A 25,664-nucleotide genomic window follows, 5' to 3' on the forward strand; every position below is an offset into this window, starting at 1 on the left:
AATGGCGGTTTCAGACCATGCGGCCGACGTTTCCCACGCCATGATCACGACGCCGGTCGCGCCGGCGGACTGGCTGGTCGTCACGCCCATCATCATCACCATTCTGGGCGGCGTCTTCTGCCTGATGACGCGCAAGCAGACGAAGATCCAGCCGCGCATCGCCATCGCCACGCTCGGCCTTCTGATGCTGTCCAATTTCGGGCTGCTCGCCCGCGTCATGGAAAAGGGCGTCATCACCATGGTGATGGGCCAGTGGCTGCCGCCCTACGGCATCGCCTTCACGGTGGATGCGACGGGCGCGATGCTGGCGCTGATCGCCTCCATCGTGGCTTTCGCCACCGCGCTCTACGGCGTCGGCGACAGCGATGCCGCGTCCCGGCGCTACGGCTTCTATCCCTTCCTGATGCTGCTGATGACGGGCGTCTCCGGCACCTTCCTGACAGGCGACATCTTCAACCTCTACGTCTGGTTCGAGGTGCTGCTGATCTCGTCCTTCGGGCTGCTGATCCTCGGCTCCGACAAGGCCCAGCTCGACGGCGCGGTCAAGTACGGCATCCTCAACCTCATCGCCACGACGCTGTTCCTCATCGCCACCGGCTATCTCTACGGCCTCGTCGGCACGCTCAACATGGCCGACATCCCGCGCTCGGTCGCGGCCCTGCCGGATCGCGCGCCGATCACCACGGTGGCGATGCTGTACCTGCTCGCCTTCGCGATGAAGGCCGCGGCCTTCCCGGTCAATTTCTGGCTGCCGGCCTCCTATCACACGCCGCGCATCGCCGTTGCCGGTGTCTTTGCGGGCCTTCTCACCAAGGTCGGTATCTATGCGCTGATGCGCACCATGGTGATGCTGCTGCCGATCCACCACGCGCTTCTGGCCGATGTGCTGGCGGTGGTTGCCGTCGCGACCATGATCTCCGGGGCGCTCGGCGCCATGGCGCAGTCGGACCTGCGCCGCGCGCTCGGCTACCTGGTCATCTCCTCCATCGGCTCCATGCTTGCCGGCATCGCGGTCTCCACCGCGCTTTCGCTCACCGGCACGATCCTCTACGCCATCCATTCGATCCTGGTCATGACGGGGCTCTACTTCGTCACTGGCATGGCGGGGCGCATGAGCGGCACCTTCGCGCTGCGCCAGCTCGGCGGGCTCTACGGCAAGAGCCCCTTGCTCGCGCTTGCCTTCATCATTCTGGCCATGTCGTTCTCGGGCCTGCCGCCGACCTCCGGCTTCTGGGCCAAGGTGCTTCTGGTCGACGCCTCGCTCAAGAGCGACTGGCCGTGGCTCGCCGGCTCCATTCTGGTGGCAGGCTTCCTCACCACCATCGCGCTGGCGCGCATCGGCCTTTACGCCTTCTGGCGCGGCGGGCCGGAAGGCACGCCCGACGGCACCGCCTTCGCCTATGCCGAGAGTGCCGACATGAACGCGCCCGATGTCACCGCGGCCTATACCGGCATGTGGCTGGCGCTGGGCCTCCTCGTCGGCCTGTCGCTGTTCATCGGCCTTGCGCCGGACGGTCTCGTCGCGATCGCCAGGGCCGGCGCCGCCGGCCTCGTCGATCCGAGCAACTACATCGGATCGGTGTTTGGCGGCGCGGGAGGTCAGCCATGATCGGCATTTTCCTCATCAACATCCTGATGGCGCTGGCCTGGGGGGCGGTTACCGGCTCCTTTGCCTTCGTCAACCTGTGCTTCGGTTTCGTGCTGTCGGCGGGCGTGCTCTACACCATCCGCGAACAGGTCGGCACCGGCGGCTATTTCCGTCGCGCCGGCCGGGTCGCCAGCCTTGCACTGCTGTTCCTCTACGAATTGGTATTGTCGGCCTCGCGCGTCGCCCGCATCGTGCTCACGCCTGACATTTCCGATCTGAAGCCGGGCATCTTCGCCTATCCGCTCACCGTGGACCGGGATTTCGAGATCACCCTGCTTGCCAACCTCATCACTCTGACGCCGGGCACCCTGTCGGTCGACGTGTCGCGCGACCGCCGCGTGCTTTACGTGCATGCCCTCAACGTGCCCGATCCGCAGGCGACGATCGACGAGATCCGCGACGGGTTCGAACGCAAGATCCTGGAGGCGTTCCGATGATCGGCAGCGAATTCTTCCTCGAGATCTGCATCGACATCGCCCTCGGCGTGCTGTCGTTGTCCTTTCTGATGACGGTCTATCGCATCGTCACCGGGCCGACCCTGCCCGACCGGTTCGTCGCGCTCGACATGCTGGTGACGGTGGGGATCGGTTTCATCGCCGTCATCGGCGTGAAAACGGATTTCTACCTCTACATCGACATCGCCATCGCGCTGGGGCTCGTCGGCTTTCTCGCGACCGTTGCCTTCGCGCGTTTCCTGCTCAACCGGGGGCTCGCGGGCGATGCGGCGATCACCGCGGAAACCCACCGCGACATCCGCAACACCCAGCCGGTGCACGGGCCCGTCTCCACGCCCGATTCGGACGGGGAGGGGCGCTCATGACCTCCATCATCGTAGGCCTCGCGCTGGTGCTGGGCTCGTTCTTCTGCTTCACCGCCGCGCTCGGGCTTGTCCGGTTCCGCGACGTCTATATGCGCATGCACGCCGCCTCCAAGGCCGGCACGCTTGGCTCCGGCGTCCTGCTGCTGGCGCTTGCCGTGCACGCCGGTGAGCTCGATGTGGTGACCCGCGCCATTGCGGGGGTTCTCTTTTTCCTGCTGACGGCGCCGATTTCCGCGCATCTGCTGGCCCGGGCCGCCTATATCGTCGGTTACAAGCCGTGCGACGCCACGGTCATCGACGAACTGGAAATGGCCCAGGACGACAAGAGACAATAAACCGTCCACACACGATTTGCCGGTTCTGGGCCGGCTGTCCGATTTTCTCCGTTTTTCATTGGTTGTGTTGTGTCACCGCTGCAAGCGGCGACGTTCTCCTTGGCTCTGCGCCCCTTTCGGGGGCGTGGGCTAAGGGAAGGAGCGGCGCGTGCCCGCCGTCGTGCTTACCGTGGGGCGTTTTCACGCAATCTATTGGCAAATGTAACCGCTGATATTGCCTGAACAGGGATACGTTCGTACAAGCGCCAAATCGATTGAATTCGCCACCATTGTTTTAATATTTTCTATTGTTATTGTCCTGCACGATGTATATAGACTGGCACCGAATTATCGAGAGTTTGGAATCGACTTGAAGCTCAGTAAAGGCCGAAGTTCGGTATTCCTGGGTGGTTGCGGTAGGCAGTGTCGAGGCCAGAATCTCTGAGCCGAAGAGCAAGAAGTCAGACAACAAACGGGTGAAAAATGACGGAAAATGCGACCGACGACAACCTGATCGACCTGACGGCCGACATTGTCTCCGCTTATGTGAGCAACAACACCGTTCCGGCGACGGATCTTCCTCAGCTGATCAATGAAGTCTACGGCGCGCTGCAGAAGACGAGCGGTGTCGTGAGCGAGCCGGAGCCCGAGCCGCTGAAGCCGGCCGTTCCGGTGAAGAAGTCGGTTACGCCGGACTATATTATCTGTCTGGAAGACGGCAAGCAGTTCAAGTCGCTCAAGCGTCACCTGCGCACCCATTACGACATGACTCCGGAAGAATACCGCGAGAAGTGGGGCCTGCCGGCGGACTATCCGATGGTTGCGCCGAACTACGCGGCCGCCCGTTCGGATCTCGCCAAGAAGATGGGCCTCGGCCAGCAGCGTCGCCGCGGCAAGTAAGCCCGGCAAGGCAGTTCATGCCGGCAGGCCGGTGCGGTGATTGGATGCCGCCCGTTTCCTCCCGTACCGGCGGAATGTCTGTTCAGTGAAAACCGCGGCGCCTTGCGTCGCGGTTTTCTTTTGTGCGCAGGTGAGAGTGCGTCGTGTGCCGCGCATTTCGCGGACCTGGACCCGGATCCGGTGTCCGCAGCTCCGGCTTCGCGCACTGCGTCGGCGCAACACGGCTTTGGCGGGCCGGGATTGGGCAGGACTGGCCGGCCGAAAGCTCCTTACTCCCCGCTTGCCGTTGCGCTTCCGGATGCTTCGGGGGGCGGGGACAACCTGCTGTCCCCGGTCGGCTTCAGCAGGGCCCGTTCCGCTCGATAGGCTTGCAGGAGCGCGATGTGGCGGTTGAGATCGTAGGTCCAGTGCCCCGCCAGCCCGCGACGCCGTTCGCCACGTAGTGCCCGCGCGAGGCGGGCCACGACGAGCCGCTGCGATGCGCCGCCTTCGCTGGTTTCTCCGCCGATCAGTCGCGCAAGCGTGCGCTGTCTGAGGGCCTCTTTGCGCACTTCGTCGCTGTCGGCTCCATTGCTGTTTCCGTCCCTGCCTTGCGTCATCTGTCGACACCTCCAGTGTTTGCGTGAGGCGTCAACGATGCCACCGGCGGCAGCGGCGGGAATAAGGTCGGCGCGCCGCGCTAATTCCCTTCTCCGTCAGGCGCTTCCGGTTAACCAAGGCAGGAAACTTATCCCCACTCCCTTTCGGCGCTCTAAAAGTATGTAGGTATCAATTCCTACACTTTGACTGCAATTGCCGATTGTAATTTTGCGATGAGGGAGGGGCTCAATGGTTAGCGGGCATGTCCACACTTTGCCGACGGAGCACATGTGCGAGGTTTCCCCGTATCACGCGATGGTGGAAAGTGCGGTGAACTGTCATTTGATACAGATCACTGTCGCAGCCGTCTTCGGCGTCGCACCGGATGCGCTCACGGCACCGACACGGTCCTCGGCAACCGTGGCGTTCGCGCGCCAGATTGCGATGTATGTCGCGCATGTCAGTTTCGGCCTTTCCCTGACCGAGGTCGGGCGGCGGTTCGGCCGTGATCGCACCACGGCGGGCCATGCCTGCCGGATGGTGGAGGACCGTCGCGACGATCCGGCCTTCGACGGTATGCTGGCCGCGATCGAGAGGGCTGCCTGCGCCTGCGCGCAAGCCGCCGACAGCCGCTGGGAGACGATGAATTGAGCCCGGCGGCAGGCGTGGCGCGCAGCGCGGCGCAAGCCCGGCGCGCGATCATCCGGCTCATGAAGGCGCTGGCGGGATCGGCGGCGCACGCGAGCATCGAGGCAGATACAGTCCGCCTGGCGCTTTCAGCCCGGGACGGAGCCGGGGCCAGAACCGTTGAGGTGCCCGTCCGGCTTTACCGCAAGATGCTTGCCGACGGGCTTCTGCAGCAGGGGGCTGGCGGATCGGTGCGTTCGAGCGCGGAAGGGCGCGCCTGGCTGCGTCGCGCGCTGGCCGGCGGGGACGGGTTTGCGGACCAGCACCGGGAAACGGCGGGCGCCACGGTTGCCGACGATGACGGCGGCCGGATGGCGGTGACTGTCGATCTGTCGGAAAGCCCGCTCGCCTGGCTTGCAAGCCGCAGGCGGGCGAACGGCCGGCCGTGGATCACGCCGGCGCAGCTTTCGGCGGGCGAGCGATTGCGCGCTGATTACACGCGCGCCCGTTTCATCGCCCGCGTGACCGCCAACTGGGGCGACAGCGTGCATCACGATCGCAAGCGCTCTGGCGCCAGCGGCGGCATTGCCGACCTGTCCGATGCCGCGCTCGATGCCCGCGAGCGGGTGCACCGGGCGCTTGTCGCCGTCGGGCCGGAGCTGTCAGGCGTCCTGGTCGATGTCTGTTGTGAATTGCAGGGGCTGGAGGCGCTGGAACGGCGCCATGCATGGCCGGCGCGTTCGGGCAAGCTGGTGCTCGCCATGGCGCTGTCGGGTCTGGCCCGGCACTACGGCCTCGGCGACGTGGCGACGGGCGGCGCCGACGCGCGCACCCGTCACTGGGGCGCGGAAGGCTACCGCCCGCGCCTCGATCGCGGGGGCGATGGGGGAAAGGGCGCATGAGAAGGGGCGGGCGCCGTGCCCGCCTTTCTCTCAATACCTCTCAGTGACCTGCGTAATGCGTGTGGCCTTTCGGTCGCGGCGCCAGCCACGGCAGCAGGGCGGCGAACAGGAAGACAATGGTGATGACACCGAACATGTTGAGGGTGGCGAGCAGCACGCTCTGGTGCGAGACCATCTGCGTGAGGCTCGCCACCGCCTGATCCTGCGACAGCCCGCCCTGCGCCATCATCTCCCCCACCACCCGGTTGGCGTTGGGCATGGCGTTGACGAGTTCGGTCTGGTTGACGCGCGCCGCGTTCTGCCAGCCGGTCTGCACCAGCGAGGTGGCGAAGGCGCCGGCGAGCGTGCGCATGAAATTCGACAGGCCCGCCGCATTGGCCTGCTCGTGCGGTTCCACGGTGGCGAGCGCCAGATCGGTGACGGGTACGAAGAACATCACCATGAAGGGACCGGTCAGCAATGTCGGCCACGCCATCTGCCAGAAGGTGACGTCGCCGTTGAAGCTCATCCGCCAGGCGGTCATGGCGCCAAGGCCGGCGATGCCGATCGACAGGATGATGCGCGGGTCGAACACCTCGTTGGCCTTGCCGACGATGGGCGCCGATAGGAGTGCCAGCACGCCCATCAGTCCGGTCGCGTAACCGGCCCATGTGGCCGTGTAGCCCATGTTCTGCTGCAGCCACAGCGGCAGGATCACGATGGAGGCAAAGAAGGCACCGAACCCGCCGGCGAAGGTGACCGCGGCGGCCGTGAACCCCCGATGCCGGAAGATCCTCAGATCGACGATCGGATGTTCTTCCGTCAGCTCCCAGATCAGGAAGGCGACGAAGCCGACGGCGGCGATGACGGCCAGCGTGCAGATGAAGGGCGAGGAGAACCAGTCCTTGTCGCGGCCTTCCTCCAGCAATATCTCCAGCGAACCGACCCAGACGATGAGAAGTCCGAGCCCGACGGCATCGATGCGGGCGCTTTTCGTCGGATCCGGCTGGCCGCGCATCAGCGCGATGATGATCAGTCCGCCGATGATGGCGATCGGCACCTTGATGAAGAAGATCCACTCCCAGCCGTAGTTGTCGCAGATGATGCCGCCGAGGATCGGTCCGGCGATCGGACCGATCAGCGATGTCATCGCCCACAGCACGGAGGCGGCCGTCGCCTTCTCCTTCGGGAAGATCTTCACCAGCAGCATCTGCGACAGCGGCATGATCGGACCGCCCGTGAGGCCCAGCAGGATGCGGCCGACGATCAGCGATTCCAGCGAGTTGGTCAGGCCGCAATAAAGCGAGACCAGCGCGAAGCCGAAGTAGCAGGCGATGAAGGTGCGCAGCCCGCCGAATTTCATCGCCAGCCAGCCGGTGAGCGGCACGGTGATCGCCTCCGCCACGGCGTAGGAGGTGATCACCCAGGTGCCCTGCGAGCTGGACACGCCGAGGGAACCGGCGATCGTCGGCACCGAGACGTTGGCGATGGTGCTGTCGAGCACCACCAGAAAGTTGCCGGTGCCGATGGCAAGCGCGGCGATGATCAGCTTGGTGCCGGCAAGCGGCGCCGCGCCGGCCTCGGAGGTCGCGGACATGGGAAATGCCTCTGCGGGGGTCAGTCGTTGAGGTGGATATCGGCGGTCATCGAAAGCCCGACCTCCAGCGGATGGGCCTCAAGTTCCTTCGGATCGAGCGCGATACGCACGGGCAGGCGCTGCACCACCTTGATCCAGTTGCCGGTCGCGTTCTGGGCCGGAACCATGGAGAAGGCCGAGCCGGTGCCGCCGGAAAAGCCGAGGACGGTGCCGTGGAATTCCACGTCCGAGCCGTAGAGATCGGACACCAGCGACACCTTCTGACCCTTGCGCACATGGGCCAGCTGCACTTCCTTGTAGTTGGCATCGACATAAGCCCGGCTGATCGGCACCACCACCATCAGCGTCATGCCGGGCTGGACCCGCTGGCCGACCTGCACCTGTCGCTGCGAGATCACGCCGTCGACGGGGGCGCGAAGGACGGTGCGGTCGAGGTCCACCTGCGCCTGATCGCGTGCGGCCTTTGCCGCCAGAACTTCCGGATTCTGGTCCACCGAAACGTTGTCGATCAGCGCAGCATTTGCCGCCTGCGCGCCTTCGGCCGCATCGCGCGCGGCCTTCGCGGCGTCGAGCGTGGCCCTGGCGGCATCGAGATCGGCCCTTGCCGTCTGAAAGGCGGCTTCGGCCGCCGTCAGTTCGTCGCCGGAAACCGACCCGTTGCCGGCAAGCGCCTGGCGGCGGTCGTAGTCGACCTTGGCCTTGTCGAAGGCGGCCTGGGCCGAGGCGAGGCCGGCTTGCGCGTGCGCCTGATCCGCCGTCCGGCCGCGTATCTGCGCCGTGAGATTGCGGTCGTTGGCCTCGTAGCTCTTCACCCGGCGGACAGCGCTCTGATAGGCGGCTTCCGTCGCGGCCAGATGCAGCTTCGCATCCGTGTCGTCGAGCCGGACGAGAACGTCGCCCTTCTTCACGTGCTGCGTGTCGCCGACCAGCACCTCGGCCACCGGCGCGGCGACGAGCGGCGTCACCGGCGCGATGTCGGCGCCCACATAGGCATTGTCGGTGATCGCGTGTCGGGAGGCGTAGAGCACGTCATAGGCATAGTAGCCGCCGCCGCCCGCAATGATGACGGCAACAAGCCCGAGAAACAGCTTTCCGCGCTTGGCGCGCCGGGCCCTGTTCGCCAGCGCCGCGTCGATATCGACCTCGTCGCCGGGTTTGATCTTGGACATGTCGTTCACGATACCTTCTCCGGATTGCGGAAACCGCCGCCGAGCGCGCGCACCATCGCGACGTCGAGCGCGAAAGACCGTGCCCGCAGGGCGGCCGTTGCGCGCCGGGCGCTGATCAGGGCGTCTTCGGCGGAGAGAACTTCGAGATAGGTGGCAAGGCCGCCCTCGTAGCGGTTCTTGACGATGTCGTAGGCCTTCTCCGCCGCCTGCGCGGAGCGCCGGGTTTCGCTGAGGCGGCGGGTCAGGTGGCGCTGGCTGGTCACGGCGTCGGCGACTTGATGCAGCGCGGTGACGAGTGTCTCGTCGTAGGTCGCCACCGCGATCACGTAATTGGCGTCGGCGCTGCGTTTGGCGGCCTTGCGGCGTCCGCCGTCGAAGATCGGCAGGGAGATGGCGGGACCGACGGAGCCGAATGTGGAATTGCCGTTCGACAGCAGGTCGAGGTTAAGCACCTGCCTGCCGATCGCGGCGGCGAGATTGATGTTGGGGTAGTAGGCGGCCACAGCCTCGTCGATCCGCTTGGACGCGGCCTCGGCCCGGGCCCGCGCGGCGACGATATCGGGACGCCGGCCGATGAGGTTGACCGGCAAGTCCTTTGGCGCGCCCGTGAATTGGCCGCCGATCGCCCTCGGACGCTTGATCGAAAGCCCGCGGTCGGGCCCCGCGCCGACAAGCGCGGCAAGCGCGTTGCGGGCCAGCTCGATCCGCTCGTCGACGGCCGCGAGTTCCGCTTCCGCCGTGGCTTCCGCCGAGCGGACGCGCTCCAGTGCGCTTTCGTTCTCCAGCGCCTTTTGAAAGCGGTCGGAGATCAGCTCCACCGTTTTCCGGCGCACGCGGATGGCATCGACTGTGGCATCGCGCTCGGCATAGAGTGCGGCAAGCCGGGCGTAGGCTTCCGCGATGCCGGTGGAGACGGTCAGCCGGGTGGCGGCGGCCTCGGCGGCCGCCGCCTGCGCTTCGCCCCTTGCGGCGGCTAGGGCGGCGCGATTCTTGCCCCAGAAGTCGATTTCCCAGTTGAAATCGAGGCTGGCCAATCCGCCGTCGTTCCAGCCTTGGGGAACGGCGGCCTGGTTGATCAGATAGTGGTAGGACTGCCGCTCCTGATCGACCTTGGCGGAGGCATTGAGGGTGGGCATCAGCGCGCCCTTGGCGGGGCCGATGGCGGCCTGGGCGAGCGCCAGACGCGCCGCCGCAACCTGCATTTGCGACGCGTCGCGCAGGCCTTCGCGGATCAGAACGCCAAGCTGCGGGTCGCGGTAACTCGTCCACCACGCGTCCGACGGCCAAGGCACGTCGCGGCCGGCCAGCGACTTGGCGGCGGCATAGGCACTGAGCGGCGCGGGTTGCGGCAGATCTCGCCTGTCGCCGGCGCTTATGCATCCCGCCAGCGTCAGGCTCAAGCCGAAAAGGGCGCCGGTCGTGAGCGCCGGCGCCAGGCATTTTGAGGGCATCGTTTTTAACCGATATAACCGTACTGTACGGTTTTTTTTGCAGTGCAACCTTGCGCGAGTCAAGCGAAAAATGTACGGGTATGTACAGGAATGGAGAGGCCGATGCGCACCAAGACCGATGCCAAGCGACAGGAGATTCTGGCTGCCGCTGCCGAGATCTTCGAGGAACTGGGCTACCAGCGGGCGAGCATGTCCGCCATTTCCGCTCGCCTTGGCGGCTCGAAGGCGACGCTCTACGGCTACTTCAAGTCGAAGGAAGCCCTGTTCGCGACCGTCATGACGGAGGCGCTGGAGGAAAAGGGCGGGCAGATGATGTCGCTGCTCGACGAGGAAGGCGACGTCGGCACCACGTTGAGGGGCTTCGGCGAGCGTTACGTCGCCTTCATGAGAACACCGGAGCTGCTGTCCTCCATCCGCATCGCAATCGGCGAGGGCGTGGACAGCGCTCTGGGCGCTGAACTCTATGAACTGGGTCCCCGGCGGGCGTGGGATGAAGTCGCGGATTATCTGCGGCGGCTGATGGGCCGCGGCATCCTGATCCCCGGTGAACCGCTAAGGGCGGCATACCATCTCAAGGGGCTTCTGGAAGCGGGTATTCTTGAGCCGGTTCTGTTTGGCCGCGATCCCATGATCGATCCGGCGGACGCGGCGGACGCGGCGGTGGACGTGTTTCTCAAGGCTTACCGCGCAGCCGCGTGAATCGCGGCAGGTCGTTCCGGGCAGCGATGCGAGCGATCCTGGAGCAGTTCATGACTTAACGGATAAGGAGGATGGGCGACCTGCTTCCGTCCGACTGCGAATAGCTCTTGGCTTCTCGCAGTATGGCGCGCTTGGCCGTTACCGCGGGATTTTCGTACCTGAGACCTTTTCCAGCGCCGCGATGACCGGGGCGTCCAACTGCCCGTCGATGGGCATGCCGCGATCGAGCTGGAAGCGGCGCACCGCGCTGGCGGTCTCCCCGCCCATCAGCCCGTCCACGCTCAGCGGACCATAGCCGAGACTGGCGAGCAGCTTCTGGACGGAGCGGATCGTGTCGCGCGACAGTTGCGGTCCGATCGAACCGGTCGTGCCGACTTCGGCCGGCGGCACGGGCACCGGTGCCGAGGGACGCGACGCGGGGGCGGCCGAAGGGGCGGGGGGAGCTGCGCGCGGCAGCGCCACGTCCTCCAGAATCAGCCGGGCGCGCAGCGCGTGGCTCGGACGTCCGGTTTCTGCCAGGCCCGAGGCGCGTTCATAGGCACGGATCGCGTCTTCGGTGCGCGGGCCGTTCAGCCCATCCACCGGGCCGTCGTAATAGCCGATGCGCTTCAGCGAATTCTGCAGATCCGTCACGAGTTCCGAGGGCTGCGGCCGGTCCGGCTGCACCTCGGCAACGGCGCTCTGCCGGGTGGAGAAGAGCGGCGCGGGGTGTTTGCCCGGCTGGAAGGAAAGCGCGTTGGCGACGATCAGGCTTGCGGTAAGCAGCATCACCAGAGATCCGCCGGCAGCCACCGGATTGTCGAGCGCCACGCCCGTGGCCTTGAGCACGGCTGCCCCGGCTCCGCGGTTTGCCGGCCGGCGCGCCTGGCCGGAAGACTGGGCCCTGTTGCCGTTGAAGCTCGGTTCGCGCCGCATTACGCCACCATCGTTTTCGTTCCGCGCCCCGCGTTCCTGCCGGAGGGCTCCCTAGCGGCAACCTCGCGCATGTCGGCCACCGGCAGGTGCGCGGGCAGGCGAACCGAGACGCAGGTTCCGACACCGACCGTGCTCTCGAAATGGACCTCTCCGCCGTGCAGGGCCACCAGCCCCTTGACCACGGACAGGCCAAGGCCCGTGCCCTCGTGGCGGCGGTCGTAGCCGTTGTCGATCTGGAGGAACGGCGTGCCCAGGCGGGCGAGATCCTCGGCGGCGATGCCGACGCCGGTGTCGCGCACCTGAACGTCCACCCAGGCGCCATGGCGCCGGGCCGAGACCGTGACCGCGCCGCCGGACTTGGTGAACTTGATCGCATTGGAGATCAGGTTGATGAAGATCTGCTTGCAGGCGCGCCGGTCGCCGTCGAGCTCGGGCAGGCTTTCCGGCACGTCGAGATGGATCGCCACCTCGCGGCTGGCGGCCTGTTGGCGCATCATGTCGATGCATTCGCCGATGCAGAGGGCGGGGCGGAACGGTTCCACGCAGAGTTCGAAATTGCCGGTCTCTATCTTCGACATGTCGAGGATGTCGTTGACGACCTGCAGCAGATGCTGGCCGGACGCGTGGATGAGATCGACGTACTCGCGCTGGCGCTCGGGCGGCAGCTGCTCGGGCGTGAACTGGCGCAGGATGTCGGAAAAGCCGATGATCGCGTTGAGCGGGGTTCTCAGCTCGTGGCTGACATTGGCGAGGAAGCGCGTCTTGGCGGCGCTGGCGGCCTCCGCATCGTGCTGGGCCTCCTCCAGTTCCTCCTCGTGCGCCTTGTAGCGGGTGATGTCGCGCGTCACCGCAACGACCGCGGCCTCGCCGTCAATGATTTCCTCATAGCCGAGCGGCCGGCAGCGCATTTCCAGCCAGACATAACTCGGCTGGCCGCTTTCGCCCGGCTTGGACGGGCCGCGGCGCGCACGGAACTGCAGGGATTTCGACACCTTCTGCCGCGCCGCGTCGTTGAGCGTGGTCAGGAAGCCCGGCCGGTCGGCGACGTGAACGCGCTGGAACAGGCCGTCGCCGGTCGCCTCGTTGACCGAGAGGTCGAGCAGCGAGCGGATGGAGGGGGTGGCAAACAGCGTGTCGCCATCCTGCGAATGCAGCGTGATGACGTCGGAAACGTTATCCGCGACAAGGCGGTAGCGGGCCTCGCGCTCGGTTGCGATCACCTCCGCATCGGCGCCCGACCATTCCACCCGGAAGGCGACGAGCAGCGCGTAGAGAAGACCGCCGAGAATCGCCAGCGTGCGCACCTGATCGCTCGCCCAGTCGGCGGCGAAGGGGCCTGCATCGACGCCGGTGTCGCGGGCCAGCAGCAGCAGTCCGACGACGCTGGCAGCCGACAGGGTGGCCAGTCCGATAACCTTGCGCGAGCGTGAGAGCGCAGCCTCCAGCGGCACGATGGCGAGCCAGACAAGGGCGACGGAATCGAGCCCGCCGGTCACGAAGGCCATCCAGCCGATGAAGCACGAGAACAGCGCGGCCGACAGCGCGTGCGCCGTCTCCAGCTTGCCCGAATAGGAAAGGTACATGGCGATGGGCATCTGGCCGGCGAGCCAGGCGAATGCCAGCGCCTGCGGCAGCGAGATCCCGCCGGTGAACGCCAGATGCAGCGGCAGCGCGAACAGCGCCAGCGCGCCCGCCGTCAGGTTGGCGGCGATGAAGGACCGATGCCGTCCGCGCGTCATGCTGTCGGCGGCGGCGCAGGGGTGCACCAGACCGTCGAGGAAACGCCCGGCAGAGGCCGCCGCGGTGGCCCCGGTGGAGGCTATGAACTCGATACTACGCAAAGCCTTGAATCCGATGCCGGATATGCGGACACCGTCCCTCATCGTGAGTGTGGGAAGGATGATGGCAGCAACGACTTAAGGAACGCTAAAGCGCGATGCGACAATTGCGCGATTGTACTTATGCAACGGGTAGCCACGTGCCCAATTTTGCGTGGGCAAGGCTGCGATGCGGCGAAAAAAGCCGATTTCAAGGGGCCGATCGAGGCCCGCGGAAGACCGGCCTAAACCGCTTCCCAGGCGTCCGATTCTCCCGCTTCGCCACGGTTTTCGCGGGCCTTTCGCATTCGATTAAAATTTTAGTCGAATTTGCCTCGAATTCGCTTCGCATTTGTCGAAAATCGCATCGCCCGACGAAACGGCGTCTTGGCGTCTTGTTGCTAGCCTCCAGTCGTACCGGGAAAGCCCGCCATAAAAACGAGCAGGCTCCCGCAAGACTGAACAAAGGGCTGCGTCATGTTTTTCCTTCTCCGGACCGCCTTCTGGCTGTCGCTCGTCATCCTGTTGATCCCCGCCGATGCCTCGACCGGGGATAACGACAAGACCCAAATCTCCGCTTTGCAGGCGCTGGGCGCCGCGCAGCAGACCTATGTCGACATGACACGGTTCTGCGAGCGCAACTCCATCGCCTGCGAGACCGGCGGTGCCGCGCTGGAGGTTTTCGGCGCGAAGGCGCGCACCGGAGCGCGGATGATCTACCAGTATCTCGACCCCGAAGGCCGCAGCCCCGATGCGGCTGCGCCGGATGCCACCGCCACCGGCTCCATCGGCGATGCCGGGCAGACCGCGCCGGTCGCAAGCCGCTATCCGGGCAAGATCAACGCACAGGTCCCGAACGCACAGGACTCTGTCGACACCGGCACCCTGACCGCTCGCGACCGCGCCCCGGCCTGGGTGCCGCCGCTGCCGCAGGACAAGCCGGCCTGACGCATCGCTGCGTCCCCGGGGTCTTTGCCTTTGTCGGCAGAAAAGCCTGTAATTCCAATCACGTGGCCGTCGGGCGGGATGCGGAAACGCGTTTCGGATCCGGATCGACGGACATCAACTCAGGCGGGTTCATCCTGCCAACGTCGCAGGGGGTGTCTGCCCTTTCCCCTTGCGGCGTTTTTTCTTTTGGCCGCTTGCGGCGTTTTTTCTTTTTGACGGCCATTGCCCCGCCATCGTTTGCCTCGCCGCCGGCAAGCCTATATGTCGGAAGGGAGAGGCCGCGCCCGGCTCAGGCGCCGGGGCGGCGGGCAGAGCCAACAGCGCGGTTGCGGCATGACTGACATCGACGAGATCATCGAGAATTTCGAGTTCCTGGAAGACTGGGAAGACCGCTATCGCTATGTGATCGAGCTTGGCCGCGAGCTGCCCGACATGCCCGAGGACGAGCGCACCGACGCCAACAAGGTGCAGGGCTGCGTTTCCCAGGTGTGGCTGGCAAGCACGGTGGAGAAGGATGCCGACGGCCGGATCCGGCTCTCCTATCGCGGCGACAGCGACGCCCATATCGTGCGCGGCCTGGTGGCGATTCTGCTGACGCTGGTTTCCGGCAAGTCCGTCAAGGAGATCCACGACCTCGACATCGAGGCCACATTCGACCGGATCGGCCTGCGCGAACACCTGACGCCGCAGCGCTCCAACGGCCTGACCTCGATGGTCAACCGCATCCGCCGCGATGCGGACGCGGCGCTTGCCGCCGCCTGATCCGGCGCGCTCCGTGGCACGATTAACCTCCGAATTCTGGGTTTCCGCCCATGTCCGCCGCGTCTTCATCGAGGGCGCCTTCGCGGCCGTGGTGCGCAAGGGCGCTGCGGAAGCCGGCGCGATCTTCGTCCGCGTTGACCGTCTCGACGGTACGATCGATCTTTATGGCCCGGCTCCGCAGAGCTTTTTCGACGAGGAAACCAGCGGCGAGCGCCGGTTCGAATGTCTCGGCAAGGGGCTGAGCCCGCTCGATGTTCAGGAAAAGTTCGAGCGCGAAGCCCGCATGGACCCGGATTTCTGGGTGCTCGACATCGAGGACCGCGAGGGCCGGCACTTTCTCGATCTGGCGGAGTAGGCAAGAAACAGGATCCAGAAAGGTTGTCAATTGACAACCTTTCTTCGATTAATATATTGCGGAAGGCGGCGATGGCGCGGAAGTCGCATCCAAAGAAGGAAATTGAAGCTGCCCTCAGATATGCCGAGGCCCACGGCTGGCGGATCGAGGTAGGCGGCAGTCATGCCTGGGGCAAGATGTATTGCCCAATCAACGACGAAGATTGCCGCTGCGGTGAATTCTGCATAACCAGCATCTGGAGCACCCCGAAGAATCCCGGGAACGAAGCGAAGAAGCTGCGGCGTGTCGTCGACAATTGCACCGCACGTGCTCGCAACGGAGACGACGAGGAGGAGTGAGCGTCATGGAATACACCTTCACCCTCAAATACCGTCTTGCAGACGATGATCGTGATCCGGACGCTGTTGTCGAGCGGCTCGGGGAACACGGGTGCACCGACGCCCTTGTCGGCATCGGCGTCGTCGGCCGGCTGGCCCTTGATTTCACTCGTGAGGCGGACGATGCGCGGAGCGCGGTACTCAGTGCCCTTGGCGACGTCAAGGCGGCCATTCCGACTGCGACACTGGTGGAGGCTTCGCCCGACTTCGTCGGCTTGACCGATGTCGCCGAGGTGATGGGCGTGTCGCGTCAATACGTCCGCAAACTGATGCTGGAAAACGGCGATTTCCCGCTGCCGGTGCACGAGGGCAAGAGCGCCTTGTGGCACCTAAGCGATGTTTTGAACTGGCTTGTGGCACGCAAGGGCTATGAACCCGATCCGGCATTACGCGACACGGCAATGGCGACGCTGGAGGTCAATTTGGCAAAGGAAACGAGGCGGTACGGCGGGATTGTACCGCAAGACGTTGAGCGGCAGATTGCGTAAATCCTGATGCAACCTGGTATGGCTCATTCGCCTGGCGAATGAGCCATACCAGGTTGCACTTCAAGCCGACCCGGCGGTTCCCCTCAAACCTTCTCCTGCGCGCATTTGGCCCGGCCGAGCGCGGCATCGATCGCCTTTTCCCGGCGCTTGTCGGGGACGAAGGCGCGTAGCAGCGCGAAGACGTGGTCGTCCTCCGTCTCGATGACGATTAGGCTGTCGAGATCGTCCGGCGGGTTCTCGCGCAGCATCGAAAGCTGCGAACTCGTCAGAACCAGCATGGCGAGCTTGCCCTCGCCCGACGTGCGGTCGTTGAAGGAATAGGTCGTTTCGCCCCGCCGGTTGAACAGCGAGAACGACCAGAACGTGTCCGGGATCGTCGCATCGAGCCGCACCGGGCCGTCGTCCAGCGTGAAGCGGCACACCGCGTGCGCCATGCTGGGGTCCAGCATCGGCAGGGGCTCCGCCCCCGGTTCCACCGCCGGCAGCACGTTGAACTGCGCATCGGGGCCGAACGTCGCCAGCCGCGTCCAGGCGTCGTCGGTGGTGAAGTCGGGCACCAGAATGACGGCGACGATGTGGATGATGCCGCCGAGCATCAGCCCGCCCAAGAGCCAGAGCCCGGTCCTGATGAGGCCACCGCGGGTCATGAACAGTGCCCCCTGATGATCTCAGGCATGGCGATTTCCGCCAGCCCGGAGCCGGTGGTCAGCGGCGTGTCGTAGAGCCGGAGCACCAGGGTCAGCGGGCCGTCACTCCCCACCGGCAGCCAGTTTCCCGGCCGCGCGTGGGTCGCCACCGCGATCTCGAAATCACCGTCCGGCCGGCGCACGATGTCGCGGCTGTCGAGCGCGACGCGGCCGGCCTCAGTCTTCATCAGGTGGCCGTGAACGTCGGTGGAGGTCAGCGTCCACAGCCGGCCCGGCGGCGTCTGGCCGACCAGCCGGTAATCGCAGGCGGGCACCAGCCGGTTGCCGGCGTTGTCGCGGTCGGCGAAAAAGGCGAGGCCCTCGCCCTTGCCGAGCGGGATCTGGCCGGTGCGCGCCGTCGTCGCCGCGGAATAGGGGTCGGCGTCGGGCGTGCCGGCGGTGGGGTAGGCGGTCCACTGGCCGAGCTTGACCTCGCCGAACAGCCGTCCCCGGTCCACCGCGAGATAGGCCGAGCCGATGCCGGTGACGAGCGCGACGGTGACCGCCAGCAGCATGTTGGGCAGGAAAAGGCGGGCCGCAGGCGGCTTCGGCAGATCGTCGATGCGCCAGTTGTCGCGCCGCGAGGTGGGGCGAATGCCGTCGACGCGGCGCTCGGTGCGCTCGTCCCGACCCTTGCGCCGGGCGCGCGAAAACGCTCCGGCGAGCCGCCGGATGGGGGTATGCGAGGTATCGACGAGGGCCATGGCCTAGTTCACCTCGCCAGAAACACTTGAAAGGCCGGGAACCGATGACGATGCCGATTTCGGGCCCGTCGCACGGGCCCGTGTGGAACCGGTCCCGATCGGGGAGCCGGGTGCCCTGCCGGGCCCGACATCGCGCACCGGCGGCGCAAAGGCCTGACGCCGGCCGTCCGGCGGGGGCAGGGGAGCGGCATCGCGGAAGAGCGCCTGAATGCGTTGCAGCACCTCTGTGCCTTCTCTGGTGAGCAGGCGCGGATTGGCGCCGAAGGGCTGGCTGTCGTCGCCCGAGGCGGCGCTTGCGACCTTGGCGTCGGCCGGGGCTGCGTCCACGCCAGGAAGCGGCTTCTGTTCGACGCCGGCCTGCGCAAAGCGCATGTAGTTCTGCCATGTCATGGCCGGCAGGCTGCCGCCGGTGACCCGGGCTGTGGGCGTGTAGTTGTCGTTGCCGAACCACACGACGGTGCAGTAGTTGCCGGTGTAGCCGGCGAACCACGCATCGCGATAGGCCTGGGTGGTGCCGGTCTTGCCGGCGGAGACGACGCCGTCGATGATCGCGCGCCGGCCGGTGCCGTGCTCGACCACGTTGTGCAGCACGTCGTTCATCTCCTCCACCTTGTCCAGCGGCAGGATGCGCTCGGGCTTCACGCCGTCGCGGTCGTGGCTCCAGATGGTCTTGCCCTCGGAATTCTTGATATCCAGCACGGCATAGGGCGTCGCCTTGTAGCCGCCACTGGCAAAGGCGGCATAGGCGCCGGCCATGTCGAGCACGGTCACCTCGGAGACGCCGAGCGCGATGACGATCGATTTCTCCAGCTCCGAGCGGATGCCCATCTTCTTGGCGGTGGCGATGATCTTGTCCTTGCCCACCGCCTGCGCGAGCCGCACCGGCACGGTGTTGTAGGAATGGGTCAGCGCCTGCTTCAAGGTCACCGCGCCGTGATAGGAGCGGCCGTAGTTGCGCGGGCTCCAGCCGCCGATGGTGATGGGCGCGTCGGGAACGATGGAGTTCTCCGAATAGCCGTTGAGGAACGCCGTCATGTAGACGAAGGGCTTGAACGAGGAGCCCGGCTGGCGCAGCGCATCGACCGCGCGGTTGAACTGGCTGGCGCCGTAGTCGTGGCCGCCGACCATCGCCCTGACCGCGCCGTCGGTGGTGACGGAGACGAGCGCGCCCTGGCCGACATGGCGCTCCTGGCCGTACTGGCGCAGGGTGGAGGTGATGGCCCGGTCGGCCTGCGACTGCAACGCCGGGTCGAGCGTGGTGCGCACTGTCAGGATGCGGTCGTTGCCGGGCGCAAGCCGCTTCACCTCGTCGAAGGCCCAGTCGAGGAAATTGTCCGGCGTCTCGCCCTTGGAGCGGTCGATCGCGGTGGCCGGGTTGCGGCGCGCGCCGATGACCTGGCCCTCGGTCATGAAGCCGGCCTGGACCATGTTCGTCAGCACCTCGTTGGCGCGAAGACGGGCTGCGGGCAGGTTGATGTGCGGGGCGTATTTCGTCGGCGCCTTGTAGAGGCCGGACAGCATCGCGGCCTCGGCAAGCGTCACGTCGCGCACCGATTTGCCGAAATAGAACTCCGCCGCAGCCCCCACGCCGAAGGTGCCGCCGCCCATGTAGGCGCGGTCGAGATAGAGCTTCAGGATCTCGCGCTTCGTCAGGTTCGCCTCCAGCCACATCGACAGGAAGGCTTCCTTGATCTTGCGGTCGAGCGTGCGCTCGTTCGACAGGAAGAGGTTCTTGGCGAGCTGCTGGGTGATGGACGAGCCGCCTTCCACCACGGTGTTGGCGCGCAGGTTGGCGACCAGCGCGCGGAAGGTGCCGAGCACGTCGATGCCGAAATGGGAGAAGAAGCGGCGGTCCTCGGTGGCGAGCGTCGCCTTGACCAGATAGTCCGGCAATTCCTCCAGCGGCACGGAGTTGTTGAGCAGGATGCCGCGCCGGCCGATCTCGTTGCCGTAGCGGTCGAGGAAGGTGACGGCGAAATCGTTGGTGGTCTTCCAGTCGGCCTTGCGCGTGGCCTGGAAGGCGGGTTGCGCCAGCGCCAGCAGCAGGATGAAGCCGCCGAGACCGAAGGTCAGCCCGTCGCAGGCCAGTTCATTGGCCAGACGCGCGAAGCCCTTGACGCGGAAACGGCGCAGCCAGATCGAGTAACCCTCGATGGCACGGCGCAGGACATGGCCCACGCGCCAGACGGAGCTGTCGATCCAGGCGTCGGCTGCCAGCAGCCGCTGCGACCAGCGGCGCTTCTTGCGCCCGGATACGGGGCTGGGCGCGGCGCCGTCGCGAGGGTTATCGCCTTCGGGCGCGTCCGGGGTGCCGCTCCGGCTGCCGGGCTGATCGGTTTCGTTCTCGCTCAACGTTTCAGGCTTTCATCGATGCGAACGGTAAAGGCGCATTGCGGGCCGCGGCCTTTTATCGACGAAGGCGCGTTCCCAAATGCGGTGCCGGACAGTATAGGACGGGCCGGGGCGCCCATGAAATACGCCAAGGCGTTAAGAAGCGGTGCGCAGGTGTCGATCGGCAAGCGGACGATGCCAAAACGACACATTTCAAATAGCCGGTTGGAGCGGACATGCCAAGATACGGCGCGCTTCGGCGCGAGCGAGAGCGACAAGATGACGAGAACGAACGCGAGCGAGCCGGCCGGACACCCGTTCTGGCGCGACAAGACCCTCGACGAGCTTTCGGGTGAGGAGTGGGAGGCGCTGTGCGACGGCTGCGCGCGCTGCTGCCTGAACAAGCTGGAGGACTGGGAGACGGGCGAGATCGCCTGGACGAACGTCGCCTGCACGTTGCTCGACGGCGAGAGCTGCCGCTGCCGCGACTATGACAACCGCGCCGCCACCGTTCCCGACTGCGTGCGTCTGACGCCGGAAGAGGTGCGCACCCTGACCTGGCTGCCGCCGACCTGCGCCTACCGGCTGGTGGCGGAGGGGCGCGATCTCTACTGGTGGCATCCGCTGGTCTCCGGCTCGCCGGATACGGTGCACGAGGCCGGCATATCGGTCCGCGGCCGCACCGTTCCGGAGGACGGCATGGCGCTGGAGGATTACGAGAATCACCTGGTGGACTGGCCGCTGGAGGAGGGGTGAGGCGCGCCGCGCTTTGCGTTTCGGGGGAAGTCCCGAAGGATAAGCCGCAGGTCCGACGGCCGATCGCGCCTCACTTCACCGGGGCCGGTCGCTCATTGCCCCAGTGGGTGTAGATGCGCGACTTGCGGGCCTTGCCTTCCATCTGCGCGTCGAACTTGCGCGTCTCGCGGCAGCCCTGGTCGGCGAAGGCGACCTCGCCGGCCAGATAGCGCCAGGCGGTGTTGGCATCCCACACGCGCTTTTGCGACGGGGTCTCGATCTCCAGCCGGTCGATGGCGTGGCGGTAGGCGACGAGGCGGAATTTCAGCGCCCGCTTGACCCAGGCGACGATCTCGCGGTTCTCGTTCACCCGCGCGACGGAGCCGGCATATTCCTCCGGCTTCAGGTCGGGGCGCCGGTTCATGGCGTTGAGCCGTTCGGTGTCGGCATCCTCCACTTCCACCGCCAGCCGACAGAACGGGCGCACAAGCTCGCTGTCGCCGGACATGTCGGAGATCACGCGCTCGTAGCGGGTCTCCGAGGAGGTGAACTTGTCGGAGCGCAGGTACATGTAATAGATGCGCGGATCGAGCTTGTCGTCGATCGGCTTGATGATGCGCGTGCGCTGGGCTTCGGCCGCCGTGGCGTCCACCCAGTCGCGGGCGGAGGCGGGGCGGATCAGCGCCCAGGCGCGGTCGCGCAGCTCCTCTTCCTTATCGGTGAGGTTGAAGGTGGAGGAGGGCTCGCCGCGCTTGGCGGCCAGGACGCGGCCCGCCTCCGGCAGGATCTCGTCATGCACGAGGTCGGTGCGTGCGCGGCCGAAATCGCCGGTCGGCCGGGCGCAGCCCGCGAGCAGGACAAGCGCGGGGCCCGCAATCAGAACCGCTGCCAGAACAGCCCTCAAGGACGGGATCGTCGGCGCGGCCCGTGCCGGCCGCCGCATCGTGTCTTGCATCGAGTCCTCAACGGCGTGTTCCAGCCGCATCCTTCGCCCGCCCGGAAAAAGCCCGTCGGCTCAAGGCCGGTCCGTAGCTAACGCGCGACCGCTCAGGCCTCCGGCTGCGCGGTGCCGCCGGTGTCCTTTGCCACTTTCCGGATTCGCGCGGCAAGATCAACTGCCAGCCTGTCCAGGCGCACGCCGGGGAAGGCCAGGATCTTCGCATCCCCTTCGGGCCGCCTGGCCCGGCTCGGCCTGCGAGGCCGGGCGGCTGCGGAAAAGTCCAGCAAGGTGCCCATTCAGTCCTCCGTCACCGATCGCTTGCGCAACGGAAAAAGGGGCCTGGATCGGGCCCGCGCCCGGCCTTGTCAGACCGGCCGCATCCGTTACCTGCACCTTAACATTAGGCCGGCGCGATGGTTAACGGAACCTTAATTGCGGACCCCGCGCGGGTTTCTACGCAGCGGAATTCCGCGGTTTTGCGGTATCGGAGTCCGTCGCGGCAGGAGCGGCGCACAAATAATGCGGCCGATCGCGTCGTGGTTAATCGATCGCTAACGCTTTCAGCGCAATTTTAGCCACCAATCCCGTGGTCGTTTTCAAAGTTTTGCGTACTCGGCTCCATGACAGGCTACACCACACCGAAAGGCGTCGGGTCACTCGTGCAGGCGGACGTCCGGACACGCAAAACCCAGCTTTTGCTTGCCGCCACGGAACTGTTCGTGGCAGGCGACGCGCCGACCAAGATCGAGCGCCACGTCTACGCGGAGCTTTTCCGGCAATATGTCGACGGCACGCCGGTGAGCGAGCGCCGTCAGGTCGCGACGCTCCTGTCGCGCTGCGCCTTCGCGCCGCATGACTGCGTGCTGCGGCTGGCGCAGGACGAGGACGTCTCCGTCGCCCACCGGGTGCTCGCCTATTCGCAAGTTCTCAGCGACTGCGACCTGATCGCCGCCATCGGCCGCGGCCCCGGCGCCATACGCCGCGCCATTTCGCTGCGCAACGATGTTTCCGACAAGGTGCTGACCGCCCTGCGTCGCCACGAGAGCGATGCGGAGGCCTCCGTTCTGCCAAGCGATGAGGCGGCCGAAAGCCCCGGGCCCGAGGAAACCACCCGCGTCGTTCGCCGCGCGCCCGCCGCGACGGTGGAGCTGGCCCAACCTGAGCCGGGCGAAGTCGAGGTGGCCGCATCCGCCGCGCCGGATGAGGCGGATGAGCCGGATGAGGAAGACGCTGCACTGCGCGCGCGTGCCGCAGGCGCCGATGCGGTGTTGCAGGCGCTGAAGGACATGGCGCGGCCCGGCGGAAGAACAGGGGCGCCGGCCTCCCGCGAACCCGGGAGATCCGAAACTGCGACGGCAGACGTTCTAACGCCCGACGGCGAGATTCCCGCCAACGAGATAAGGGCGAGCGAAGCTCCGCAGCCCGCAATGGGCGAACTTCGGGCTGAGACCGATGCCGCATCGGGTTCGCACGTTTGGGCGGCGGATGTCGTCCGCGTCGAACGTAATGCGGCGCCCGAAGCCGATACCGGGCGCGACTACACCGACAAGATCGCTCCCGATTTCTCCGAGATCCTGACCGGCGGCAAGGTTCTGGCCGAGGTGGTGCGCGCGCTTGCGGCCGAAAAGCGCGAAGCGCGGATGTCGGTGGACGAACAGATTTCCGGGGCCGGCGATGACGAACCGCCTGCGCGCGCCGAATTCGGCTTGCGCCGCCGCCCGCCTGTCGTCGCGAGCGCGCCAGAGTCGCAAGAGCCGCCAGAGTCGCAAGAGCTGGTCGAAGACCCGGCGCCGGCCGACGAACGGATGCCGGAGCGTCCGGCCGCGTCCGCCGCTTCGCAGGTCGTGTTTCGCGCTCCGCCCCGTCCCGAGCCGATGGTTGCGCCCGTCTCCGCGCGTGAGGAGCGCACCGTGCAGCCGGGGACGACCCTTGCCCCGCGCGCCGGCCGCACCGCGCCGACGCCGGGCTATGCCGCCGCGCCCGGCAAGGCGCCGGCGCGGCCCGTGGGCCCGGATTTTGCTCCCGAAGCGAAAGCCGCAGCGGTGGGGGCGAGGGAAATTCAGGGCATCATCCGCGAGCGGCTTGCCGGCAGGGGCGAGCCTGCCGTCGCCGCGCCCGCGCTTGACCGGTTCCTGAACGCGGATGCCGCCGCGCGCATGGATGCCATTGCCGCCGCGCAGACGCGCGTACTGGCCGAAGCAGCCGCCTCGCGCGTGCGGATGCGCTCCAAGATCGATGCCGAACTGGTCGCCTGTCTGGAGCGCACGGCCGCCCATCGTGACATGGAAACCCTGCGCGGACTGCTGGCGCAAACGCTGAAACTTCCCGCAGCCACCGTCGAGCGGATCATCGCCGATCCGAGCGGGGAGCCGCTGCTTGTCGTCGCCGCCGCCATCGGCTTGCCCACCTCGCGCACCGTCTCGATGCTGCTGCAGGTCAGCCCCGCCGCGTTCTCGCTGGCGCGGGTGCGCGAACTCGCCGCCCTGCGCGCGCATCTCGATATCCGCGTCGCCCGTCATCTGGTCGGGCAATGGACGGGCCTTGCGCCCCGACCTGCCGTGCGCCCGGCCGTGCGCCCGGCCGGCCCATCCGCGCACCACGCGCCCGTGCTCGACGACGCCATGCGCTCGCGCCGCGACACGATCGTGCGCACCTCCCAAGCCTCCCGCGAGAACGCGGTGGACGAGGACGGCGTTCTGGTTCTCAGAAACATCGTCTGACGCACCGTCGCGCACGGATCGAACGGCTGCGGCCACAGGCCCGGTTTTCCGATGCCTGAAGGCGGCCTATCCTTGCGATGACGGGGCCCGGAAAGGCCCAAGTCCGGGGGCCCAAGACCGGGCACTGCGCGGCCCCGCCAGACGGAGGCGGCGACTTGGCCCGGATCGACATCTTCTTTGCAAGCAGGGACGGACAGACCCGCAAGATCGCCCGGGTTCTGGGCGATGCGCTGGGGCAGGGCGGTGCCGGCGATGTCGCGATGATCGATCTCAGCGGGGATATGCGCGCGGCGGAGGGTGACAAGGTGCAGGTGGGCAGGGCCGACTTCACGGTGGTCGTCGCACCCATCCGCTACGGCTTTCCGCTGCCCGAGGCCGACCGGTTCCTGCGTCGGCATCTTCATGACATTCCGCCCGACCGGCTGGCGATCCTGCTGGTGTGCCTTCTGGCGCGAAAGCCGGATCGGCAATCGGCGGAAACGAATGGCTATCTGAGGCGCTGGCTGAGACGCCGCCACGCCGCGCCGGCCCTTGCCGCTGCCATTGCCGGCAAGCTGAACTATCCCGCCTATCGCTGGTACGACCGCTGGATGATGCGGCTAATCCTTAAAATGTCGGGCGGACCGACCGATCCGGCGGCCGTGGTCGAGTACACCGACTGGGAGCAGGTGGCGGAGATTGCCGAACGGATATGGACGCTGTGCGGGAAGAGCGCCTGCGAGAAATAGGAAAATAATCCTTGACAGCGTCACGCTGATCTGGCAGCATCATGCCATCGTCGGACAGGTGCGAGGATAAATCGCCTGGCGGGCTCCCGGTTCATGCGGGTGGCTGGCCGGACTTCTTGCGTTGCGCGGTTCGGGAAGGCGATTGTGGCCCATCCTTCGCGACGGCCGCTTCGCGACGGCCGCTTCGCGGCCTCCTCAAAGTCTGGCCCGAAAATGGTAGCGGGTTGTGTGCGCTTTCAACCTTTCACGCTCATGCCCCACCGCCGTCATTGCCCGGCGAAGTCCGGGCAATCCACCTCCAGCCGCAGCATTCGGGGCACGTGCTGGATCACCCGGACTTCGCCGGGTGATGACGATGGAGGGGTATGAAAGCGCTTAGACTTCGACGTGAAGAACCGGTTACCATTTACGGGCCAGACTCTCGGGAGACCGCAAAGCGGCCGTCTTGAAGGATGGGCCCCTTGCACCGAAAC

28 protein-coding genes are annotated in these 25,664 nt (G+C 66.4%); 16 read left to right on the top strand and 12 right to left on the bottom strand.

Annotated elements, in window-relative coordinates; all coding sequences use genetic code 11:
• Position 1 precedes the first annotated feature (1 nt).
• From V2L18_RS05400 to V2L18_RS05420, 5 genes are all read left to right on the top strand, one after another.
• Positions 2–1,609: a Na+/H+ antiporter subunit D gene (locus tag V2L18_RS05400; protein WP_336176822.1), complete on the top strand. Its 1,608-nt coding sequence runs from the start codon at positions 2–4 to the stop codon at positions 1,607–1,609.
• Positions 1,606–2,085: a Na+/H+ antiporter subunit E gene (locus tag V2L18_RS05405; RefSeq protein ID WP_336176824.1), complete on the top strand. Its 480-nt coding sequence runs from the start codon at positions 1,606–1,608 to the stop codon at positions 2,083–2,085. The genes V2L18_RS05400 and V2L18_RS05405 overlap by 4 nt, the downstream gene beginning before the upstream one ends.
• Positions 2,082–2,468, top strand: a complete 387-nt coding sequence (locus tag V2L18_RS05410) for a cation:proton antiporter (RefSeq protein WP_336176825.1) — start codon at positions 2,082–2,084, stop codon at positions 2,466–2,468. The genes V2L18_RS05405 and V2L18_RS05410 overlap by 4 nt, the downstream gene beginning before the upstream one ends.
• On the top strand, positions 2,465–2,803 hold the full coding sequence (mnhG, locus tag V2L18_RS05415) for a monovalent cation/H(+) antiporter subunit G (protein WP_336176826.1): 339 nt from the start codon (positions 2,465–2,467) through the stop codon (positions 2,801–2,803). The genes V2L18_RS05410 and mnhG overlap by 4 nt, the downstream gene beginning before the upstream one ends.
• Before the next feature lie 462 nt (positions 2,804–3,265).
• A complete protein-coding gene (locus tag V2L18_RS05420; protein ID WP_336176827.1) occupies positions 3,266–3,682 on the top strand; it encodes a MucR family transcriptional regulator in 417 nt (138 codons plus the stop codon).
• A gap of 269 nt (positions 3,683–3,951) precedes the next feature.
• Here V2L18_RS05420 and V2L18_RS05425 read toward each other — a convergent pair whose 3' ends face one another.
• A complete protein-coding gene (locus V2L18_RS05425; protein WP_336176828.1) occupies positions 3,952–4,281 on the bottom strand; it encodes a hypothetical protein in 330 nt (109 codons plus the stop codon).
• 229 nt (positions 4,282–4,510) lie between these two features.
• On the opposite strand from V2L18_RS05425, the gene V2L18_RS05430 reads away from it, so the two are divergent.
• Both V2L18_RS05430 and V2L18_RS05435 read left to right on the top strand, forming a co-directional pair.
• The gene (locus V2L18_RS05430) at positions 4,511–4,912 is read left to right on the top strand and encodes a helix-turn-helix domain-containing protein (RefSeq protein WP_336176829.1); all 402 of its coding nucleotides are present in this window, start codon (positions 4,511–4,513) and stop codon (positions 4,910–4,912) included.
• Positions 4,909–5,790 (top strand): DUF6456 domain-containing protein, encoded by an 882-nt coding sequence (locus V2L18_RS05435; protein WP_336176830.1) that lies wholly within the window; start codon positions 4,909–4,911, stop codon positions 5,788–5,790. The genes V2L18_RS05430 and V2L18_RS05435 overlap by 4 nt, the downstream gene beginning before the upstream one ends.
• Positions 5,791–5,830: 40 nt before the next feature.
• Here the strand turns inward: V2L18_RS05435 and V2L18_RS05440 are convergent, their stop codons facing one another.
• The 3 genes from V2L18_RS05440 to V2L18_RS05450 are packed head-to-tail and all read right to left on the bottom strand — an operon-like array spanning position 5,831 to position 9,986.
• Positions 5,831–7,366 carry a DHA2 family efflux MFS transporter permease subunit gene (locus V2L18_RS05440; protein ID WP_336176831.1) on the bottom strand — a complete coding sequence of 512 codons (1,536 nt, stop codon included), beginning with the start codon at positions 7,364–7,366 and terminating at the stop codon, positions 5,831–5,833.
• A gap of 20 nt (positions 7,367–7,386) precedes the next feature.
• Positions 7,387–8,535, bottom strand: a complete 1,149-nt coding sequence (locus V2L18_RS05445) for an HlyD family efflux transporter periplasmic adaptor subunit (protein ID WP_336177017.1) — start codon at positions 8,533–8,535, stop codon at positions 7,387–7,389.
• Between the two features lie 5 nt (positions 8,536–8,540).
• The gene (locus V2L18_RS05450; protein ID WP_336176832.1) at positions 8,541–9,986 is read right to left on the bottom strand and encodes an efflux transporter outer membrane subunit; all 1,446 of its coding nucleotides are present in this window, start codon (positions 9,984–9,986) and stop codon (positions 8,541–8,543) included.
• A gap of 102 nt (positions 9,987–10,088) precedes the next feature.
• On the opposite strand from V2L18_RS05450, the gene V2L18_RS05455 reads away from it, so the two are divergent.
• A complete protein-coding gene (locus tag V2L18_RS05455; protein WP_336176833.1) occupies positions 10,089–10,685 on the top strand; it encodes a TetR/AcrR family transcriptional regulator in 597 nt (198 codons plus the stop codon).
• A gap of 138 nt (positions 10,686–10,823) precedes the next feature.
• On the opposite strand, the gene V2L18_RS05460 is transcribed toward V2L18_RS05455, so the two are convergent.
• Positions 10,824–11,600 carry a peptidoglycan-binding domain-containing protein gene (locus V2L18_RS05460; protein WP_336176834.1) on the bottom strand — a complete coding sequence of 259 codons (777 nt, stop codon included), beginning with the start codon at positions 11,598–11,600 and terminating at the stop codon, positions 10,824–10,826.
• A complete protein-coding gene (locus V2L18_RS05465; protein ID WP_336176835.1) occupies positions 11,600–13,441 on the bottom strand; it encodes an ATP-binding protein in 1,842 nt (613 codons plus the stop codon). Before V2L18_RS05465 ends, V2L18_RS05460 begins: the two co-directional genes overlap by 1 nt.
• 453 nt (positions 13,442–13,894) lie before the next feature.
• On the opposite strand from V2L18_RS05465, the gene V2L18_RS05470 reads away from it, so the two are divergent.
• Complete coding sequence (locus V2L18_RS05470) at positions 13,895–14,365, top strand: DUF5330 domain-containing protein (protein WP_336176836.1); 471 nt, start codon at positions 13,895–13,897, stop codon at positions 14,363–14,365.
• 58 nt (positions 14,366–14,423) lie between these two features.
• On the opposite strand, the gene V2L18_RS05475 is transcribed toward V2L18_RS05470, so the two are convergent.
• Entirely contained in the window at positions 14,424–14,588 is a 165-nt protein-coding gene (locus tag V2L18_RS05475; RefSeq protein ID WP_336176837.1) for a hypothetical protein, read from the bottom strand.
• Positions 14,589–14,698: 110 nt separating this feature from the next.
• Here V2L18_RS05475 and V2L18_RS05480 point away from each other — a divergent pair, with 110 nt between their 5' ends.
• The 4 genes from V2L18_RS05480 to V2L18_RS05495 all read left to right on the top strand — a co-directional run bounded on the left by V2L18_RS05480 (position 14,699) and on the right by V2L18_RS05495 (position 16,347).
• Positions 14,699–15,127, top strand: a complete 429-nt coding sequence (locus tag V2L18_RS05480; RefSeq protein WP_336176838.1) for a SufE family protein — start codon at positions 14,699–14,701, stop codon at positions 15,125–15,127.
• A 13-nt stretch (positions 15,128–15,140) separates the two neighbouring features.
• Complete coding sequence (locus tag V2L18_RS05485) at positions 15,141–15,482, top strand: DUF1491 family protein (RefSeq protein ID WP_336176839.1); 342 nt, start codon at positions 15,141–15,143, stop codon at positions 15,480–15,482.
• Positions 15,483–15,553: 71 nt separating this feature from the next.
• Positions 15,554–15,820 (top strand): hypothetical protein, encoded by a 267-nt coding sequence (locus tag V2L18_RS05490; protein WP_336176841.1) that lies wholly within the window; start codon positions 15,554–15,556, stop codon positions 15,818–15,820.
• A gap of 5 nt (positions 15,821–15,825) precedes the next feature.
• Positions 15,826–16,347, top strand: a complete 522-nt coding sequence (locus V2L18_RS05495) for a DNA-binding protein (RefSeq protein WP_336176842.1) — start codon at positions 15,826–15,828, stop codon at positions 16,345–16,347.
• A gap of 83 nt (positions 16,348–16,430) precedes the next feature.
• On the opposite strand, the gene V2L18_RS05500 is transcribed toward V2L18_RS05495, so the two are convergent.
• The 3 genes from V2L18_RS05500 to V2L18_RS05510 are packed head-to-tail and all read right to left on the bottom strand — an operon-like array spanning position 16,431 to position 20,089.
• The gene (locus V2L18_RS05500; protein WP_336176843.1) at positions 16,431–16,994 is read right to left on the bottom strand and encodes a DUF1254 domain-containing protein; all 564 of its coding nucleotides are present in this window, start codon (positions 16,992–16,994) and stop codon (positions 16,431–16,433) included.
• Positions 16,991–17,737, bottom strand: coding sequence for a DUF1214 domain-containing protein (locus V2L18_RS05505; protein ID WP_336176844.1), 747 nt, complete (start codon positions 17,735–17,737; stop codon positions 16,991–16,993). Before V2L18_RS05505 ends, V2L18_RS05500 begins: the two co-directional genes overlap by 4 nt.
• Positions 17,738–17,740: 3 nt before the next feature.
• Entirely contained in the window at positions 17,741–20,089 is a 2,349-nt protein-coding gene (locus V2L18_RS05510; RefSeq protein ID WP_336176846.1) for a PBP1A family penicillin-binding protein, read from the bottom strand.
• 258 nt (positions 20,090–20,347) lie between these two features.
• Here V2L18_RS05510 and V2L18_RS05515 point away from each other — a divergent pair, with 258 nt between their 5' ends.
• Complete coding sequence (locus V2L18_RS05515) at positions 20,348–20,824, top strand: YcgN family cysteine cluster protein (RefSeq protein WP_336176847.1); 477 nt, start codon at positions 20,348–20,350, stop codon at positions 20,822–20,824.
• A 70-nt stretch (positions 20,825–20,894) separates the two neighbouring features.
• On the opposite strand, the gene V2L18_RS05520 is transcribed toward V2L18_RS05515, so the two are convergent.
• Together V2L18_RS05520 and V2L18_RS05525 are read right to left on the bottom strand one after the other, a co-directional pair.
• Positions 20,895–21,758 (bottom strand): hypothetical protein, encoded by an 864-nt coding sequence (locus tag V2L18_RS05520; RefSeq protein WP_336176848.1) that lies wholly within the window; start codon positions 21,756–21,758, stop codon positions 20,895–20,897.
• A gap of 92 nt (positions 21,759–21,850) precedes the next feature.
• Positions 21,851–22,039 (bottom strand): hypothetical protein, encoded by a 189-nt coding sequence (locus tag V2L18_RS05525; protein WP_336176849.1) that lies wholly within the window; start codon positions 22,037–22,039, stop codon positions 21,851–21,853.
• Positions 22,040–22,462: 423 nt separating this feature from the next.
• Between V2L18_RS05525 and V2L18_RS05530 the strand changes: the two genes are divergently transcribed.
• On the top strand, positions 22,463–24,463 hold the full coding sequence (locus V2L18_RS05530; protein ID WP_336176850.1) for a DUF2336 domain-containing protein: 2,001 nt from the start codon (positions 22,463–22,465) through the stop codon (positions 24,461–24,463).
• Between the two features lie 155 nt (positions 24,464–24,618).
• On the top strand, positions 24,619–25,191 hold the full coding sequence (hemG, locus tag V2L18_RS05535) for a menaquinone-dependent protoporphyrinogen IX dehydrogenase (RefSeq protein ID WP_336176851.1): 573 nt from the start codon (positions 24,619–24,621) through the stop codon (positions 25,189–25,191).
• The last annotated feature ends 473 nt before the right edge of the window (positions 25,192–25,664 follow it).

Origin of the sequence: Breoghania sp. JC706 (assembly GCF_037026715.1) — a bacterium.
Lineage (GTDB): Bacteria > Pseudomonadota > Alphaproteobacteria > Rhizobiales > Stappiaceae > Breoghania.